Source organism: Pirellulales bacterium (assembly GCA_035533075.1).
Taxonomy (GTDB): Bacteria; Planctomycetota; Planctomycetia; order Pirellulales; family JAICIG01; genus DASSFG01.
In genome coordinates this window covers 15,985-33,845 of record DATLUO010000028.1, presented here as the reverse complement: position 1 = coordinate 33,845, position 17,861 = coordinate 15,985, and the positions used below count along the sequence as shown (strand labels likewise).

At 63.9% G+C, this 17,861-nt stretch carries 14 protein-coding genes; 5 read left to right on the top strand and 9 right to left on the bottom strand.

The genetic code is table 11. The features are described from left to right. The first annotated feature begins 187 nt into the window (after positions 1–187). The gene (locus VNH11_02840) at positions 188–949 is read left to right on the top strand and encodes a Uma2 family endonuclease (GenBank protein HVA45300.1); all 762 of its coding nucleotides are present in this window, start codon (positions 188–190) and stop codon (positions 947–949) included. Between the two features lie 285 nt (positions 950–1,234). Here the strand turns inward: VNH11_02840 and VNH11_02835 are convergent, their stop codons facing one another. Both VNH11_02835 and VNH11_02830 read right to left on the bottom strand, forming a co-directional pair. Continuing rightward, positions 1,235–3,502, bottom strand: a complete 2,268-nt coding sequence (locus tag VNH11_02835) for a hypothetical protein (protein ID HVA45299.1) — start codon at positions 3,500–3,502, stop codon at positions 1,235–1,237. A gap of 301 nt (positions 3,503–3,803) precedes the next feature. Next, positions 3,804–5,210, bottom strand: a complete 1,407-nt coding sequence (locus tag VNH11_02830; protein ID HVA45298.1) for an MFS transporter — start codon at positions 5,208–5,210, stop codon at positions 3,804–3,806. A 104-nt stretch (positions 5,211–5,314) separates the two neighbouring features. Here VNH11_02830 and VNH11_02825 point away from each other — a divergent pair, with 104 nt between their 5' ends. Beyond that, the gene (locus VNH11_02825; GenBank protein HVA45297.1) at positions 5,315–6,418 is read left to right on the top strand and encodes a glucose 1-dehydrogenase; all 1,104 of its coding nucleotides are present in this window, start codon (positions 5,315–5,317) and stop codon (positions 6,416–6,418) included. Between the two features lie 77 nt (positions 6,419–6,495). Here VNH11_02825 and VNH11_02820 read toward each other — a convergent pair whose 3' ends face one another. Next, positions 6,496–6,669 carry a hypothetical protein gene (locus VNH11_02820; GenBank protein ID HVA45296.1) on the bottom strand — a complete coding sequence of 58 codons (174 nt, stop codon included), beginning with the start codon at positions 6,667–6,669 and terminating at the stop codon, positions 6,496–6,498. Positions 6,670–6,859: 190 nt separating this feature from the next. Here VNH11_02820 and VNH11_02815 point away from each other — a divergent pair, with 190 nt between their 5' ends. Next, positions 6,860–7,078: a hypothetical protein gene (locus VNH11_02815; protein ID HVA45295.1), complete on the top strand. Its 219-nt coding sequence runs from the start codon at positions 6,860–6,862 to the stop codon at positions 7,076–7,078. 646 nt (positions 7,079–7,724) lie between these two features. On the opposite strand, the gene VNH11_02810 is transcribed toward VNH11_02815, so the two are convergent. From VNH11_02810 to aroC, 4 genes are all read right to left on the bottom strand, one after another. Then, on the bottom strand, positions 7,725–8,726 hold the full coding sequence (locus VNH11_02810) for an NAD-dependent epimerase/dehydratase family protein (GenBank protein ID HVA45294.1): 1,002 nt from the start codon (positions 8,724–8,726) through the stop codon (positions 7,725–7,727). Between the two features lie 144 nt (positions 8,727–8,870). After that, positions 8,871–9,620, bottom strand: coding sequence for a TylF/MycF/NovP-related O-methyltransferase (locus VNH11_02805; GenBank protein HVA45293.1), 750 nt, complete (start codon positions 9,618–9,620; stop codon positions 8,871–8,873). 153 nt (positions 9,621–9,773) lie between these two features. Further along, on the bottom strand, positions 9,774–11,078 hold the full coding sequence (locus VNH11_02800; protein ID HVA45292.1) for a hypothetical protein: 1,305 nt from the start codon (positions 11,076–11,078) through the stop codon (positions 9,774–9,776). A 150-nt stretch (positions 11,079–11,228) separates the two neighbouring features. Continuing rightward, positions 11,229–12,368 carry a chorismate synthase gene (gene aroC, locus VNH11_02795; GenBank protein HVA45291.1) on the bottom strand — a complete coding sequence of 380 codons (1,140 nt, stop codon included), beginning with the start codon at positions 12,366–12,368 and terminating at the stop codon, positions 11,229–11,231. A 473-nt stretch (positions 12,369–12,841) separates the two neighbouring features. On the opposite strand from aroC, the gene VNH11_02790 reads away from it, so the two are divergent. Beyond that, complete coding sequence (locus VNH11_02790; GenBank protein HVA45290.1) at positions 12,842–13,591, top strand: tetratricopeptide repeat protein; 750 nt, start codon at positions 12,842–12,844, stop codon at positions 13,589–13,591. 168 nt (positions 13,592–13,759) lie between these two features. Here the strand turns inward: VNH11_02790 and VNH11_02785 are convergent, their stop codons facing one another. Beyond that, complete coding sequence (locus tag VNH11_02785; protein HVA45289.1) at positions 13,760–14,467, bottom strand: ABC transporter ATP-binding protein; 708 nt, start codon at positions 14,465–14,467, stop codon at positions 13,760–13,762. A 71-nt stretch (positions 14,468–14,538) separates the two neighbouring features. Next, entirely contained in the window at positions 14,539–15,273 is a 735-nt protein-coding gene (locus VNH11_02780) for a 4'-phosphopantetheinyl transferase superfamily protein (GenBank protein ID HVA45288.1), read from the bottom strand. A 186-nt stretch (positions 15,274–15,459) separates the two neighbouring features. Between VNH11_02780 and VNH11_02775 the strand changes: the two genes are divergently transcribed. Then, positions 15,460–17,820 (top strand): PAS domain S-box protein, encoded by a 2,361-nt coding sequence (locus tag VNH11_02775; GenBank protein ID HVA45287.1) that lies wholly within the window; start codon positions 15,460–15,462, stop codon positions 17,818–17,820. The last annotated feature ends 41 nt before the right edge of the window (positions 17,821–17,861 follow it).

Below are 17,861 nucleotides of genomic sequence, written 5' to 3'. Positions count from 1 at the left end.
ATCTCGGCGGCCAGGCGATGCCCCGGTTGGACGCACCGGGGCATCGCTTGGCCGCCAGGCTGTTGACGGGTGCCAACCGCTACCTGGCCAAGCTCTGCCCCAGCCACCGCTTTTCCTCGCGGCAGAACGTCTCATTCCCGGCCGCGTGAAGTATAATCAGAGCGGGGCCGATGCGGGAGACACCACCATGGCGACAACGCCTGCCATTTCGCCGTCGCGGCGGGACGACGCCGAAGTCTTTTATCCCACCGGAGACAGCCGACCCGTGGGCGAAACGCCGATCCATCGCGACAACCTGCTCATCGGGGTCAAAGTGCTCGACCGGCATTTCGCCGCCGATCCAATGATCTATGTGTCGGGCAATATGTTCGTGTATTACGAGAAGGGCAACCGCCGCAAGCACGTTTCGCCCGATGTGTTCGTCGCCGTGGGCGTGCCCAAAGACAAGCCGCGCGACGCCTACTTTGTCTGGGAGGAAGAGCACGTTCCCGACGTCGTCATCGAGCTGACCAGCAAATCGACGCAAGGCGAAGACATCGACGACAAGATGTCGATCTACCAGGACGAGATGCCGGTCCGCGAGTATTTTTTGTTCGACCCCAAGGACGAGTATCTCGATCCGCCGTTGCAAGGTTACCGGATGAGCGAGGGCAAGCTCGTTCCCATTGAAATGGCGAACGGCCGCTTACCGAGCGAAGTGCTTGGTTTGGACCTGGAGCGCGACGGCGAGTGGTTGCGGTACTACGATCCGGTCGCCGGCCGCTGGCTGCCGACGCCCGATGAGCGCGAAGCGGCGCTGGAGGCCGCGCTCGCGGCCGAACGCGACCGGGCCGAGGCTGAACGCGAGCGACTGGCAACGGAGTTAAAGGAATCCGGCGAGGAATTGGAACGTTTGCGGCGAGAGCTTGAGGCCTGGCGCCGGCGCTATGGCGGGCCGCCCGCATCGTAGGGTTTTTATACTTCACGCAGCCGAGAATGAGACGTTTTGCAGCGAGGAAAAGCGGTGGCTGGGGCAGAGCTTGGCCAGATAGCGGGCGGCGCGCGTCGACAGCCTGGCGGCCAAGCGATGCCCCGGTGCGTCCAACCGGGGCATCGCCTGGCCGCCGAGATGAACGAAGTGCCAGCCTCCACGCGGCCAGGCTCTGCCCCAGCCACCGCCAATGTCTCATTCTCGGCGGCGTGAAGTATAGCCGCGAACTTGTGCTTCGCCAGCCCGCCTTACGAATCCAAAATCCTAGTACATGGCCCCGACCGTGCGCCGAGCCTCCCGCAACGAGCCCGTGCCGAACGAGAGGCCGATCCAGCCGTCGGTCAGCACGCATTGCGTCACGCTCAGGCCCGCCAGGCGGGCGTCGCTCAACAGCCGCGGCTCGACGAACACCAGCTCGCGGTCGGGTGAAAACACCTTGCTGAAGATGCCGCGCAGGGCGATCTGCGGCTCGTGGCCGAAATGCTCGCCGCGGAGCTGCACCGTGCCGTCGCGGACCAGCCGGACGTCGAGGCCCCGGACCTGCGGACGATAATAGACGCGCACCTGAAATTCGCGCCACGTCTTGGGGAACTTGTGCAGCTCGGACACGCCCAAGGTGAACTCGACGCGTCCGGCGTCGAAGCGGGCCGTCAATGCGTCACGCTTGGCAAAGGTGATTCGCAGATCGGCCGGGTACTCCTCCGGCAACGCATCGGGCGGAAGCTGAAAGGCTTTGAGCAGCCGCTGTTGCAAGTCGGGCAAGGTAAACGTCTGGCCGTCGAGGTCAAGCCGGTCGCCGATGTTGTTCACCAACGACTGGTGAATCTGCACGCTGGCCAGACTGTCGGAAAGGGCCATCGGGCGGGGCGTGCAGGCCGCGAGCTGCTCGTCGCCGGCCAGCCGCAGCCGCGACGTGACGCGGGCCTCGCTGGTCTGCAACTCGATCACCGTCGGCTCCACTTGCAGCCCGGCCACCAGCCCCACGACCCGCTGCTGATAAAGCTTGCGGGCCTCCGCCAACTTGGGCTCGATCGCCGAATCGATCTCTTCTTGCACGCGCGTCGCCACCTTCCGCCGGGCCACCCGCCGCACCGCAGGCTCGCTCTCGGCGTGCTTGGCCCGTGCGATCTCCTCGACGACAAACCCCAGGATCGGCACGTCGTCGAAGTCGGTTTCGACGCCCCGCAGCCGCGACGAATTCGACACTTCGGCCTCCGTGGGCCAGGTCTTGAGGCCGGCCGCGGTCAGCTCGAACTGCTTACGGGCAAAATACGCCGAGTCGCTGTTGCTGTAGAGCGTCACGGGGTCGCGGCGCGACGTGGTCCGCGCCAGCACGACGCCGCGGGCCTCCAAGGCGAACCGCAGGCTTTGCGCGTCGGGCACAAGCCGGATGCTGAGGCGCGCCGTCGAAGTGCTCCAGCCGCGCGTCGGCACCCCAAGGATGCGGTCATGAACCGGTTCTTCCACGGCCGGCTGGGTCGGCACGAGGCGGTTGATGAATTCTTTCGAAACCACGATGCGCAGATTCGAATTGCGGTAGTTCCAGTCGAGCCAGCGGCGCGAGCGGGCGGTCAGCTTCTCGTCGGTGGCCTGAATCAGCACGACGTCGGCGGCCAGATCGCGTCCGTCGTCGGTCAACCCCGTCTGCTCGAAGCGTTCCAAGTGAGACAGCAGCTTTGCCAGATGCTGCTCGGTGCTGGCCGTCCGTCGCGACGTCGAAAGCGAAACGGTGTGGCCGCTCGCCGGCTGGGGCTCGTCCCGGTCGGCCAGATCGGGCACCAACTCCCAAAAATCGAGACGCCGCAGCACGGCGTAGCGAAGCCGCCGCAGTTCGCCTCGTTTCGGAGTCCGCTCGCCAAGCACCATCAGTGGGTGCGCGGGGTCCACCAAGTCGCGCAATCGCTTGAGCACCAGGCTGGTGCGCGGCGCGTGCAGTTGCTCGGCGCGGCACAGCAGCCGGATTAGGTCGGCCGCTTGTGAAGCCCATTGCCCGGCGTCGCACTCGCACGCCAAGCTGTCAAGCTGGTCGAGCAATGCCAGAGGTTCGCCCCAAATCGTGCGCGGTCGCCGGTCGGCATTCAGAGCGTGGCGAGGTGACGCGGCACGGCGTTGACGATGGTTGCTTCCTGGCTTGCTGGCCACCGCTATCGGTTCAACGTCGCCGGGCGGTGGTTCGTCGTTCGCGGCTGTTGGGCGCTCAACCGCGGAGGGGCGATGATCGTCTTCGTCGGCGTCGCGCAGTGTCAGCAAGTCGTCGGCCGAAGCCGTGCGATCGGACGCTTCCGATTCGACTGCCAAGCCATCGTGGACGTTATTGCCGAAATCGGCGGCTTCGGCCGGGGCGAGCGTCGGCGCATCGTCAGTTGTTGCCGCCTGGTTGCCGGAACGTGCTTGTATGTCTTGTGTGTAGGGCGGAAAGAGCGAGCTGGCGAGCGCCGGCCTACCGATCGCGACGTCGTTTACGGTGGGCCGGCGCTCGCAAGCTCGCTGGTCCCACCCTACGGGCTCATCGGCGCAGATTTGTTCATGCACCGGCGTTGTCTGTCCTCCGACTAGCCGCGGTAAATGCGCAACAGCGCCAGCCTCGCGCGACCCCGTTTGCCAAGGACGCGGCGATGCGGCGACGAGCGCAAACAGCCCCGTCAGGACCAGCAGAAACGGCCAAATTGCGCTCTCTTTTTTTTGACTCATCGCTCCCTCGCGCTGCGGTGTGCTTGCGCCTACCGCGAGCCGCGGACCGCCGTGGGGCAATTGATACTCGCCATTCCTAAGATTCGGCCGATTGGGCAGATTGAATCGAGCGATTCACGCCGTGAGGCTATTTGCCGGCAATTCACGTCGTCTGGTCCGGCGCCGGCAGACTGGCGAGGATAGGCCGATCGACCGAGCCGACGGCGGGCCGCAGGCTCAGTATCCTCCGTGCCGGCATCTCCTTGGGACGCGAGTCGATCGCCGGGACGCGGGTCAGGAACACCAGCGCCGCCAGCCGGGCCAGCGACGAGACACCGAACAGCGTGAGATAGATTTCTGGCCGCTCTCCGGCCAGCCACAGCACGCTGCCGCCCAATAGCGCTCCGCAGGCGGTTGCCAGGGCGTTGCCGACGTTGTAGATCGTCAACACGCTGGTGCGCTCTTTGTCGGGAATGGCCTCGAAGAACAACAGGAACATGGCCAATTCATAAGCCGCCCAAGCCAGGCCCGCGACCACCTGCACGAACAGCAAGTAACCAAACGTGTTCGACACTAGCCACATCGCCGATACGGGAACGATGCCCACGCCCCCGATCCACAGCAGTTGCCTGGCTCCGATGCGGCGGGCCAAGCGACCCAGCGCCGGCAAAGCAACGGCCTTGGCCGCGAAGGATGCGGCGATCAGCAGCACGTACTCCAGATAGGAAAACCGGACTTGTTTGAGCATGAACGGCGTGAAATAGGGGCCGGCAAACTGGGCCGCCGCTTGCACCGCCAAAAGATAGATCAGCAACGGGCCATCCACACGTCCGCCTGGCCCGCCGAACAGTTCTCGCAGTCCGACCCTGCGATGTTCGTCGTTGGGCGGGCAAGGCTCGCTCTGACGCGCCAGGAAACTGGCCGAGACGAACCGTGCCACTGCCGCCGTCATGAACAGCAGGGCGAACGGTGCGCAGGGCGCGGTCCAACCCTTGCTGAACTGCAACGTCAGCCCGCCGGCGGCAAACCCGGCCAAGGTGCCGAACTGGCTGAACCGCGTGCGGCGTGCGAAGAAACAGGTCCGCAGGTTGTCGGGCACGAGTGTGCCCGCCCAGGTGTTCCAGGCCGGACCCGTAGCCAGTCCGGCGCCCCAGTAGATGGCCGCCATGCCAAACACCAGCCAACAGCCAACCTGGTCGGTATAGGCGCCCAGGGCCAAGGGCAGGAAGGCCACGGCCTGGCACGACGCACAGAGCACCACCCACCATTTGTGCGACTTCAGCCAACGCACCGCGGCCGGAGAGACGAGTTGCAGCACCGCACCGGCGACCAGCGGCAGCGTGGCCACCAAGCCGGCCGCCACCTCGCCCAGGCCCGCCGCCAGGGCGAACGCTGGCAGATAGGTCTCGCCAATGCCCACCATGACGCTGAACGCGGCGCCATCGCCGAGCATGGCCCGCAGGTCGTGGCGCGACGCACTGGCACGAACGGGCGCGGCCGCCGGGCTATCGAGTGGCGGCATCGTCGGAGGCGGGCGACGAGGCGGTTTCTTGCGTGTTGCGGTGGGCATTTCGCTTATCTCTGCTTCCCCGACCCTTGAACCGCCGCCCGGTTGGGAATAGATTGCCGTCGCGTCTGGTTTATTTGTGCGATGCCCTTCGAAGGTGGTCTGTTATGAAAGCCATTGCCGTTTGTCCGGGAACTCCCAACAGCGTCCATCTGGCAGACTTGCCCAAGCCCAAGGTTGCTGACATTCCGGGCGGGCGCGGGGTTCTGGTCAAAGTGTTGAAGGTGGGCGTCGACGCCACCGACAAGGAGATCAACGAGGCCAAGTACGGCAACCCGCCGCCGGGCTACGATTTTCTGGTGTTGGGGCACGAGTCGTTCGGCGTTGTCGTCGAGGTGGGAAGCAAAGTGACGCATGTCCGGCCGGGCGATTACGTTACGGCCACCGTCCGCCGGCCGGGAGGGTCGATCTACGACCAGATCGGCACCTCGGACATGACCAGCGAAGAGACGTATTATGAACGGGGAATCAACCTGCTGCACGGCTTCCTCACCGAATTCTACGTCGAGGACGCGGAGTTTATCGTCAAAATGCCCGTCGGACTGAAGCACCTGCACGTGCTGGTCGAGCCGATGAGCTGCGCGGCTAAGGCTATCCATCAGGCGTTCGAAGTGCAACGCCGAATGCGGGTGTGGCGGCCGCAGGTGGCTTATGTGTTGGGCGCCGGCCAGATCGGCCTGTTGTCGACGCTCATTCTGCGGCTGCGCAACATGCAGGTTTACACCGTGGCCCGCACGCCGGCGCCGAACCTGAAAGCCGAAATCGTCAGCGGTTTGGGGGCCCACTACATCAGCACCGAACAGACGCCGCTCGCGGAACTAGCCAAGAAGGCCGGCAAAGCCGACCTGATTATCGACGCCACGGGTTCCAGCGCCATTGCCTTCAGTGCCATGGAGGTGCTGGGACACAACGGCGTCCTCGTATGGGCCAGTATTACCGGTGGCGAGCGGCGCGTCGAGGTGCCGAGCGATAAAATCAATCTCGAATGGGTCTTGGGCAACAAGCTGCTTCTGGGCTCGGTGAACGCAAACCGCGAGCACTTTGAAATGGGAATCAAAGATTTGGCCCTGGGAGAAGTGACGTGGCCGGGCGTCATCGAGCGGGTTTTGACCGACCCGGTGTCGGGGCTGGACAACTACGCCGAAATGATGCGGTTGCTGGTCGAGGAAAAGAACGCGCTGAAGGTCTACGTCGAGGTGGCGGGGGAGTGACTAAGGCAATAGGCGTTAGGCGTTAGGCGTTAGGCAACTGCGAAGTTGCAGTTCCCTGAACCCTGAACCCTGAACCCTCACTGGCACTGGCAGGGATTCGACGTATACGTCGGCGCGGGGCTGCTGTAGTAGGGCGTGGGCGAGTAATAGGAACCATAAGATCCGTTGCCGCTGAACAGTCCGCCGGGCTGGCAGCAGCCGCTCATGCACGAGATTGCCGCCAGCGCGCCGATGACGAGGAGCCATTTCATGGCAAGTCCTTTCCGAACCGCGGATGCCCGGCGGGCGCGCGGCGATTTTCCGATCTGCTTGGAGAAATGTGGGCCGGGAGCATAGGATTTGCCGGTCCGACCGTCAAGTGCGGTCGAGCGCCGGCAGCGATTCCATTTGCCCCTCTGTCAAATGAAAACCGGGTTTCGGGGGCAGCGGATCAATCGCGAGTTGTTCGTTCAAGAACAGAAGGTCGATCAACTCATGGCCCGCTTCAAGGCCCTGATGGCCGAAGAACGGCGCCGCCCCGCCCTCGGATCAGCCGCGCCAGAAGCGAATGAGAACATCCAGGACTTTCTTCGGAGATGGGCAAGAGCAACGGCCCCCACCAGCACCGCGCCAGAAGCGGATGAGAACATCCAGGACTTTCTGAAAGAATCAGCCAAGTGATTGCCCATTCGCTGGGCACCGACATCAAGGAGCTAAGGATGCGCGAACTCACTCTGACAATTCCTGACGACGCAGTCGCTGCTTTGGCGGAATCGCCGGAGGAAGCCGGTGCGGAGTTACGAATGCTCGCGGGCGCGCGGTGTCGGCCATTAAAAAGACCCGCTTTGCCGTTCGCCGCCAAGGCGACGAGTTCTCGTTCTACGTTGTCGATCAGGTGGTATCCGCATCAGGTGCTCCTTATCAGACCAACCGCGAAGCCGCAAGGCAAAGCAGGCGAAGCGCGCGGAGCGACTTGGGGTTGGCCCGAATCCGTCGACGAGCTACCCTCTGGCCAAAGAATCTCAGCCCGGAGGATTACATGGGCCAGCGCTGGCGTGACTTGTGGTTGGAAATCGAGGTTCGGCGCCTGACGAGTTTTCCCTATTTGCGGCTTCGCGTCCGCTCCGTTTCGGACCTCGACAGGGCAAAGCAAAACACAAGTCCGCACTTCGCGAAGATCAGCGGCCAGGTGCCCGGTTTGCAACGGCGCCGGGCCGCCTGACGGTTAACGACGCGTTCGTGCGGCCGTGTGTTTCACCGGCTGGGTCAGGTTTCGGGCATAAATTCAATGGCCCAAGCCGTGATTTCGCGCGTGCCAGGGTGGGACCTACAGCATGCCGCGGCGTTCATACCAGTCGGCGGTTTGGCGCAACCGGTCGGCGAGCGGCCGCGCAACGCGGAAGCCGAGCTCGTTGCGGATGCGGTCGGCCGAACAGACCCAAGAGCCGGCCGATGCGTCGCGCATCTTGTCGAGATTGAAGATGCCCGCCCGGCCGCGCAGGCGACACAGCAAGTCGCTGGCCGCGCCCGCGCAGCAGCCGATCCAATCGGGAGTGTGCAGCACCAGCACCCGCTGGCGGCCGACCGCGTCGCCAATCAACCGGCCCAACTCGTCGTAATCGGGATCCCAGTCGCCGGCCACAAAGTAATGGCCCTGGGCGCCGTCACCCTTGATCGCTCGTTTTCCTCGGCCGGCGGCCAGCCACAACGCCTGTGCCAGGTCGTCGGCGTGGACCAGCGAGACCCTGCGCGGCTTGAGGCCCGGAACCGCGTGGACTCCGTGGCGGGCAATGGGCTGAAACAGCAACCACGTGTTCATGTCGCCCTCGCCGAACACGACGGGGGGCCGGACGATGGTTACCGGTAGTCGGTCTGCCCACTCCTGCGCCGCCAGCTCCGCAGCCCGCTTGCTGCGGCCATAGTTCGACACCGGCTCGGGCGGGTCGCGCTCGGTACGCGGATGGTCGTCGGGCGTGGGGCCCGCCGCCGCCAGCGACGAGACCACGACCAGCACCGGCGGAGTGGGCCGTCGCGCACAGGACTGGGCAATATTGCGCGTGCCGCCTTCGTTCACCTTGAAGAATTCTTCGTTGCGGAGCGTTTTCACCAATCCGGCCAGGTGAAAAACGGCATCCACGCCGTCGATCGCCGGCGAAAGCGAATCGGCCTGCGTGACATCGCCGAGGACGACCTGCGCGCCCAAAGTTCGCAACGCCTCGCCGGCCGCTTCCCGCCGGACCATGGCCCGCACGTCGCCTCCATGCTCCAAAAGCGCGCGGACGAGATGCTCGCCGATAAACCCGTTGGCCCCGGTGACCAGTGCTTTCACGTTTGACGCGAACCGAATTCGAGGTTAAGAGTGTCGGCGCCCCAGTGCAAAAACCGTGCGAAATCTGTTCGATCCGTCCCGCTCGCGGCCAGGGTAGTGTCCTAACGTTGAGCCAGTCCCACCCTACGATCACATGCTTTTCACTCAGACGCTGAGCGCCTTTTCCTCGCAATCCATCCGCGACGCCCCGGCGGCCACGTGTCCGCCCTTGACGATCAGGGCCTGAGTCGTCGGCTGCTCGAAGATCGGCTCAGGCTTGTCAGCCATGAACTCCTGGAACGCTCGTTGCACGCCAGCCAGCATTCCGTAGTCGTGGCTGAGCATCACGCCGCCCGGAACCATCCGCGGATAAAAGTATTCCAGACAAGCGTAGGTGCCCTGGTAGAGGTCGACGTCGAAATGGACGAAGGCATATTCGCTTTCGTCGACGTCGCGTGCCGAATCGGGGAACAGGCCCTTGTGGAAGTAGACCTGGTCCTGGCCCGCCAGGTATTCCCGCACCGATTCGAGGCTGCAAGCGTACTGAGCCACCCGATGCACGCCCGCGTCTTTGTCGCTCGTCGCCGGCAAGCCCTCGAAGGTGTCGAACAGGTGCAATTCGCGGTCGCCCTTGACGCCGGCGATCAGCTTGGCCGTGACGCCCTGATAGACGCCGACCTCGGCGAATTTGCCCGGCAAGCGGGTCATCGACCGGGCAAGGCTCATCACCAGGTAGCACTCGTAGGCACTGTTGAGGCACTTTCGCTCGCGGCGCACTTGCGCAATCAAGTCGACATCGTGCGGGTTCTTTCGCGACCGCAAGGACGTGATCTGCAGCTTGGACCATAGATCGAGGCCGAGCTGTTCCCAAAAGCCGCCCCCCAGTTTCTGAACCAGGTTACTGCGCAGCCACATCGTCAAATACCTTCCGACAAAACGCGAAACAGCCACCGCCCCAGAGTAATCCGTAAACGAATCGGATCCTCACAGCATAAGGCGTCCCTGACTTATGCAAAAGACCTAAGCACTCAGTCTTGCGCGAACTGTTGAATATCCCAGATTCTTCGGCTAGTCGGCTTCTATCCGCAGGGGCGGCGCGGCGGGGCCCGCGTGTGGCGGCGGGACGACGGATGGCAGAGGCAGCCAACTTTGCAAAGCGGCTGTCTCCTTTGTGGCGGGGACCTGAATCGTGCTGTCGGGCACCAAGGCACGAATGAAGGCCATCAACGGAACCGCCCCCACGCTTGGCGGAAATAATAGCGCGTCGCCGCGGTCGTCGAGCAGCAGCGCGTCGGCGGCCTGGCCGTCGCGTCCGGTGGCGAGCGACAGGCCGCCTTCGTCGATTCGGAACCGCAGGGCCAGTTCGCGGAACGGATGGTTCTTGTCGGCGGCAAAGGGCAGCCGGCCGCCCGGCAGCTCGATGGTCTTGCAGCGCAGCGATTCCACCGCCGCGACTAAAAGCGGTCCGCCGATCGTGCCGGCAGGGCATGCCAGTTCGCCGCTGGCCGCCGTAAGCCGGCCTCGCTCGAAGCGTGCTTCGTCGATCCGCAGGCGTGCCACTCCGGCCAGGTGGTGCGGAAAACGCTGTGCTACCAGGACTTCAAGGTCGATGCCGTCCATGGATCCGGTCGCCTCCCAAGACCACGTGTTCGACACCTGGCGAACCGCCACCGAGCCACAGAAGGTGGCGTGGTCGCCGACGAGGGTGCGCAAGTCGAGCCAGGGTCTGAAAATCGACACGGGCAAGAGCGACCCATATGAGTCGAGCCGGACCGTGGTTGTTGCCCCGTCGTTGCCGCGCTGACGCCCAATCGATAGTACGGGTGCCTCTCCGGCCTCGGCTTCCGGCAGCCGAAAGCGAATTGCGGCGGCCGCTAGTTCCGCCTGCGACTCGATGCGGCATTCGACGTCCTCGTAGGTCTGTGCCGTCGATGCGGATTTGAGTGTGACATTGGTGGGAACGAACCAGACCGGCTCGTCGCCCGGCAATTCGCGCGTCAGCCGCCGCACGACAAGCTGGACGAGCCTGTGGGCATGCGCCGCCGAGACCTCGACATCCGTCGGCGCCAGCGCGAACTTGTGGCCATTCTTCGACACTTCGAGCGTGCGGCAGCGCAGAATCCATTGGCCGGTTTCCGCGTCGGACAGCTCCACGGCTTCATAGAGCGTCTGACCGGGTTGCGGATAGCGAACGCGGTCGAACCTCGCTTCCATGCCCAGCAGGCGGGAGAGTTGCTGCCGGCAATCAGACCGATGAGCGGACGATCGCAGCACGCCGGTCCAGGCGAGCAGACCCGTTGTGGGCAGCGCGCAGAGAAGACAAAAACATGCCTGGCAGAGTCGCCGGCGAACTCGTTGGTGTAGTGTGAACAAGGGTCCCTCCGTGGAATTGGTGGCAGTTGGGTGGAAGAAGCGAGCCACCACTATTTTGGATTTTGGATTTTGGATTCTGGATTACGACCAATCCAAAATCCAAAATCACGCCGATGGTGGGCCGGCGCTCGCAAGCTCGCTGGTCCCACCCTACCTTTCCTTGGCCAGCTCCTGAAACATCTTCCAACGCGCCTGCATCTCAAGCAAACTGTCGCCCCCGAATTTTTCGACAAGCGCCGCGGCCACCTCGAAGGCCACGACATTCTCCAGGATCACGCCGGCGGCGGGCACGGCGCAAATGTCGCTGCGCTCGTAGGCCGCGGCTTCGGCTTCCTTGGTTGCCAGGTTGATCGACTCCAGAGGCTTGCGGAGCGTGCTGATCGGTTTTTTGGCCGCGCGGACCAGCAGCGGCTGCCCGTTGGTCATGCCGGCCTCCAGGCCGCCCGCATTGTTCGTCGGCCGGTGATAGCCGAGCGTCGTCGAGTCGCGCTCGGACGCATCGAATTGAATCGCGTCGTGTACCTGCGAGCCGCGCCGGCGGGCGGCCTCGAAGCCCAGGCCGATCTCGACTCCTTTAATGGCCTGCACGGCCATTACGGCCTGGGCAATGCGGCCGTCGAGCTTGCGGTCCCATTGCGCGTGCGTGCCCAGTCCGAAGGGGACGCCCTCGACCCGCACTTCCAGCACGCCGCCCAGCGTGTCGCCCTCTTTGCCGCACTCGTCGATCAACGTCTTCAATGCAGCGTCTTGATCGGGATCCAGTGTATAAAGCTCGCTGGAATCGCGCCACGCGCGTTGTTCATCCAGCGTGCCCGGCCGCGGCTCGACGCGCACGCCGCCCAGTTCCGCGGTGTACCCGAAGGCCGTGATGCCGAACTCCCGCAAAAGCTGCTTGGCGAGCGCTCCCGCGGCGACGCGGGCCGCGGTTTCACGGGCACTGGCCCGTTCGAGCACGCCGCGGATGGAACCCAAATACTTGATCGCCCCGGTCAGATCGCCGTGGCCGGGCCGCGGCCGCTCGAGATCGTCCAAGCGTTCCAGCTTGGCATCTTTGTTGACCACCTCCAACGCGACGGGGCTGCCCAGCGAGCGGCCTTGCCAAACACCGCTCTTGATCTCGACGCGGTCGGTTTCGATCCGCTGACGGCCGCCCCGGCCATATCCGCCCTGGCGCCGGCGCAACTCGGCGTCGATCGACTCGGTCTCGATGGCCACGCCCGCGGGAAAGCCATCGACCAGGGCCCATAACGCCTTGCCATGCGATTCGCCGGCGGTCCAATAACGCAACATCGTTTCTGATTCAATTCGCGACAATCCGTACCTGATTTGATCTTACCCAGCCTACCAGAAGGCTGATAGATCGGTTTCTACTTCATCCGGCCGCGAGTAAGGCCAGTAGGATATGAGGTGGCTGGGGCAGAGCTTGGCCGGACGAGGCTGGATTTGCCAACACGCTCTACGGCCAAGCGATGCCCCGGAAGCCGCACCACCGGGGCATCGCTGGCCGACGGCGTCTTAGGGACTGCACGAACGCGACCCGGCCAGCTTCTGCCCAGCCACCGCCTCGCGGCAAAACATCTCATTCTCGGCCGCGTGAAGTGTATTCTTCAATCGCTGTCCAATGCGAGGATTGCTCTTGTGGCGATATGAGGCGGTCGGTATGCTTCGCCCGCCTTTTCTGGCTTTTCCTGTCGATGCGCCAACTTAACCGGCTGCGTGCCGCGCGGGCTGGCCACACACGCCCGTCGAGGACTGCCATTACCGTGTCCCAGCGAATCTCGAATACCGTCGCCGCTTTGTGCGTACGTCTCTCCGTTTGGCTGAGCGCGGCGGCGTCGCTGGCGGCTTGCGGTTGCAGCGTGGCCTCTCACGGACAAAACGCGCAAGGCGTGGCTGATTATCAGCAGGGTCGTTACCAGGAAGCCTTGCGCAATTTCGAGAGCGCGGTGGCCAACGATCCTCTCAACGCCGACGGTTACTACAACCTGGCGGCCACCTATCACCGCATGGGCCGCGTGTCGGGCAACGAAAATGAACTGAAGCAGGCCGAAACTCTTTACAATCAATGCCTCGACAAAGACGAGAACCATCGCGATTGCTATCGCGGGCTGGCGGTGTTGCTGGCGGAAGAAGGACGCAGCGACGAAGCATTTCGGCTGCTGGAAGGATGGAGCCGAAGGTATCCGACCGCGTCGACGCCCAAGGTCGAGCTGGCCCGCCTTTCTGAGGAGTTCGGTCGCTACGACGTGGCGCAAGAACACCTGCAGGACGCCTTGCAGACCGATCCCAACGATCCGCGTGCGCTGGCCGCCCTGGCACGCCTGCGTGAGCGGTCGGGCAATCCCACGCAGGCCCTGGCCATCTATCAGCGCTCGCTCTGGAACAATCGGTTCCAGCCTGACGTAGCGGCGCGCGTCAGCACGCTGCAGACGGCGTTGAATCCGCCGTCGTTCACCACGTCGCCCGGCGCCACGCGCACCGTGAACACGAATCCGGCCACGCAACGCTACTAGGGTTCAGGGTTCAGGGTTCAGGGTTCAGGCGAGCGACACCCGTCAGCGTGCCGGTGAAGTTTTAGATCTTGGGTTTTAGGTCTTGGGTTTGGGACCAAAGCCCCAAGACCTGAACCCTGAACCCTGAACCCTGAACCCTGAACGACCCTGAACCCTGAACCCCGAACCCTATTGTCTCTCCGCGTCCGTTTCGATCCGTCCGTCGCGCACATGGACCACGCGGCGAGCGCGCTGCGCCACTTCCGTGCTGTGCGAGATGACGATCAGCGTCAGGTTTCGGTCGCGGTGCAAACGATCGAACAGGTCGAGAATTTCCCCGCCCGCCCGCGAGTCGAGGTTTCCGGTCGGTTCGTCGGCCAGCAGCAGAACGGGCTCGTTGGCCAGTGCGCGGGCAATGGCTACACGCTGCCGCTCGCCTCCGGAAAGCTGGTTCGGCAGATGCCCCGCGCGGTGGCCCATGCCCAACGAGTCGAGCAACGTGGCGGCCCGCGCTTGCCGCTGGGCCGCCGAAAGTTTCGATTCGAACAACGGGATCTGCACGTTTTCCAACGCGGTCAGCATCGGCAGCAGGTGAAACGACTGGAAGATGAAGCCGATTTTTTCGGCCCGCAGGCGATCGAGCCGGCCCATCCGCGACAGCGGTTGCCCGTCGAAGTAAACCTCTCCGCTGGTCGGCTGGTCGAGCGCGCCGAGCAGGTTCAAGAGCGTCGACTTGCCGCTGCCGCTGGGTCCCATAATGGCCAAATACTCTCCGTGGCGGACGGCGAGATTGACGTCCAACAGGGCCTGCACGTGGCCGTCGGGATAGACCTTGGTGAGGTGTTCGGCGCGGACGAGAAGCTGGTCGGAATCTTCCGTGGCGGACGGTGCGGTCATAGGCAATCCTTTATTCGTCGGTAGCTTTCCAGTGAAACCATGGTTGCCGCTCGAGGCGAGCGTCGTCGATGTCAGTCACTTTGGAACGGTTCGATCGCGACACGGAACCGCACTCCAGGCAGTCGGCGCACGGCGACGGCCAGCAGGTGCCGCGGTGCGGGCCGGAATTGCGCGAATTGCCAGGCCGCGGGGTCATCGACCAGGCCTGGAGCGAATGAGATCGTCGGCGCCTGGCCGGGCGAAAAGTGCATTGAAAACCGGTGCAGTCCCAGCGAGAGCCCCACGCCGCGGGCCTTGAGATACGCCTCCTTGAGAGTCCATAGCTCAAAGAACCGCTCTTGTTGCCGCTCCTGCGGCAGTCCGACTAGCTCGGCCAGTTCCAAGGACGAAAAGTACCTTGCGGCCAGGTCGGTGACCGGACTGCCTCGCTGGAGGTCTTCGACGTCGATTCCGACTTCCCGGCCGAGCGTGACCGCGCAGGCCACCAGCCCGCGCGTGTGCGACAAGTTGAAGCTCAAACCGGCCGCCGCGGCCGGCCCGGTGATTTCCGGGCGTCCAAACTCGTTCTTGCAGAACCGCCAGGCTTGCGGCGGTACATCGGCATATCGCGACAACACCCTGCGAAGCATCACGTGGGAGAGCAGAAATTGCCCGCGGTCGGCGGCGAAAACGAAGCGCTGCCAGCGCTCGCGCTCGTCGGCGTCGAGCAGCCGATCGCCGTCGGTTTGCCACGCGCGATCGTCCGCAGACTCTGATTCGGCGAAATAGATGTGTACCTCGTCGTTTCCGAGCGCACTGTTCGACACCTGTCGCCTGCGAAAATCGGCCGGCGGACCCTCAGAACGATCACCCCGCTGAAGTGTAGCGTGTAAATGCTGCTTGACAAGAGGCGGACCGCATCAGGGCGATGCTGCGCGCCGGCGTTGTGAGATATCGGCTTTCGCCTATAATTCAGGCAGGAAACGATACCATGTCACGGGCGTGGGGAGGCGATGAACCACCCGCTATACGAGGCAGGCTGCGCGCCAGACGCGATCACGACCGAGAGGCCCGCGCTTCCGGCTGCGCGGCCGCGATTCAGCGACCAGCAGTTCCGCGCCCTGATCGAGAACGCGCTCGACCTGATCGCGATTCTCGATCGGGAAGGGGTGATGCTGTACGTCAGCCCGTCCGTCGAGCGCGTGCTCGGCTATCGCCCCGAAAACCTCATGGGCCGCAACTTGTTTGCGCTGGTCCACCCTGACGACCTGCCCGCCACCCTGGAGGCCTTCCGCGAGGGCCTGGCACGCCCCGGTCCGCATCGTTGGGGCGAATACCGTTTTCGGCACCAGAACGGTTCTTGGCGATTTCTCGAGTCCGACGCGCGCAACTGGCTCGACCGTCCCGAGGTGAGCGGCGTGGTCGTGAACTCGCGCGACGCCACCGAGCCGCGGCTGGCTCAGGAGCGTCTGGTCCGCAGCGAACGGCAGTTGGCGGCCGCGCAGGCTCTGGCCCACGTCGGAAGCTGGGAATGGGAACTGGCCGACAACCACTTTACCTGCTCGGCCGAGATGGCGCGCCTTCTCGGTCTCGCGCCCAACCAGGAGATCAGTTACGAAGAATTCCTCGACCGGCTCCATCCCGACGATCGCGCCGTGACGCGGCAGACGCTGGAGGCGGTGCGGCGGCATCACGAGCCGTTCAACTTCACGCAACGGTTTGTGCGGCCCGACGGCTCCGTGCGGATCGTGATCTCCTTCGGCGGCATCGTGCTCGACAACCTCGGCCAGACGGTCCGCATCTTCTGCGCCTGTCAGGACATCACCGACCGCCGCCTGCAAGAAGACGCACTCCGCCGCGAGCGGCAGTTTTCCTTGCGTTTGATCGAGAGCAGCGTCGACGGCATCCTGGCCTTCGACCGCCATTTCGTCTATACGCTGTGGAATCCCGGCATGGAGCGGCTCACCGGGCTGGCCCGCCAAGACGCGCTGGGACGCAACGCCTTCGACGTGTTTCCTTTTTGGAAAGAGTCGGGCGAAGACGCCTTTTATCGGCAGGCCCTGGCGGGCGAGAACGTCGTCGCCAAAGACCGCCGCTATCGCGCCGCCGACGGCGAACACGAAGGTTACTTCGAAGGCTATTATTCGCCCCTGCGCAGCGAGGCGGGCGAGATTATCGGCGGTCTGGCGATCATTCGCGACGTGACCGAGAAAAAGCAGCTCGAAATGCAGATGCAGCACGCCCAAAAACTGGAGACGTTGGGCGTGCTGGCCGGCGGCATCGCACACGACTTCAATAACCTGCTGATGGTCATCCTGGGCAATGCCGAACTGGCGTCGCTGGGGTTGCCCGCCGATGCCTCCGCCCGCGAGAACATCGCGCAAATCGAAACCGCCGCCAATCGGGCGGCCGATCTCTGCAAGCAGATGCTGGCCTATTCGGGCAAAGGAAAGTTCGTCGTTCGTCCGCTCGACCTTTCCGGACTGGTCAAAGAGATGGCCGATCTGCTGGAAATCGCCGTGGCCAAGAAGGGTTCGCTCACGTACGAGCTGGCCGAAGACCTTCCGGCCATCGAGGCCGACGCCGCGCAAATTCAGCAGGTGGTGATGAACCTGATTACCAATGCGGCCGACGCCGTCGAACCGGGCAAGGGCGAAGTGCGCGTGCAAACGCGGGCGGTGGTGGCCGATGCCGAGTTGCTCTCGCAGTGTTACTGTGACGATTCCGTGCCCGAAGGGCTTTATGTCTGTTTGGAAGTGAGCGACAACGGCTGCGGCATGGACGAAGAGACGCAGGCGCACATTTTCGATCCGTTTTTCACGACGAAGTTCACTGGGCGGGGCCTGGGCATGGCGGCTGTATTGGGAATCATCCGCGGCCACCGCGGCGCCATCCGCGTGCAAAGCGCGCCCGGGGACGGCACGACCATCCAGGTGTTGTTTCCGCCTTCGGTGCAGGCCCCGCGCGGTTTCGGCAAGGAATCGCCGGCGCTCGATTCGTGGCGCGGCAAGGGCACCGTGCTGGTCGTCGACGATGAAGAGATGGTGCTGCGCGTGGCGCGGGCCATTTTGGAAAGTGTCGGGTTCGAGGTGCGCACCGCAACCAGTGGTACGGAAGCCGTCGAGATTTTTGCCCGCCAGTCTAAGGAGATCGACCTGGTGCTGATGGACATGACGATGCCTCACATGAACGGCGAAGAGGCTTTTGCGCAACTTCGCGAAATCGACCCCAAAGTGCTGGTGGTCATGGCCAGCGGATACAGCGAGCATGAGGCGACGAGTCACATCGTCTCCAAGAACCTGGCCGGCTTTCTTCAAAAACCGTATCGCGCCGCCGACCTGGTGGCCAAGCTCCGGGGACTGTTGGAACGATAGTCCTGACACTTGTTGTGTACGAGTGCGTAAACTATGCTTAT

Bases quoted from the DNA above. Each gene is read 5' to 3' on its own strand.
- VNH11_02840 (HVA45300.1), top strand. From the start codon at position 188: ATGGCGACAACGCCTGCCATTTCGCCGTCGCGGCGGGACGACGCCGAA.
- VNH11_02830 (HVA45298.1), bottom strand. From the start codon at position 5,210: ATGCCCACCGCAACACGCAAGAAACCGCCTCGTCGCCCGCCTCCGACG.
- VNH11_02825 (HVA45297.1), top strand. From the start codon at position 5,315: ATGAAAGCCATTGCCGTTTGTCCGGGAACTCCCAACAGCGTCCATCTG.
- VNH11_02820 (HVA45296.1), bottom strand. From the start codon at position 6,669: ATGAAATGGCTCCTCGTCATCGGCGCGCTGGCGGCAATCTCGTGCATG.
- VNH11_02805 (HVA45293.1), bottom strand. From the start codon at position 9,620: ATGTGGCTGCGCAGTAACCTGGTTCAGAAACTGGGGGGCGGCTTTTGG.
- aroC (HVA45291.1), bottom strand. From the start codon at position 12,368: ATGTTGCGTTATTGGACCGCCGGCGAATCGCATGGCAAGGCGTTATGG.
- VNH11_02785 (HVA45289.1), bottom strand. From the start codon at position 14,467: ATGACCGCACCGTCCGCCACGGAAGATTCCGACCAGCTTCTCGTCCGC.
- VNH11_02775 (HVA45287.1), top strand. From the start codon at position 15,460: ATGAACCACCCGCTATACGAGGCAGGCTGCGCGCCAGACGCGATCACG.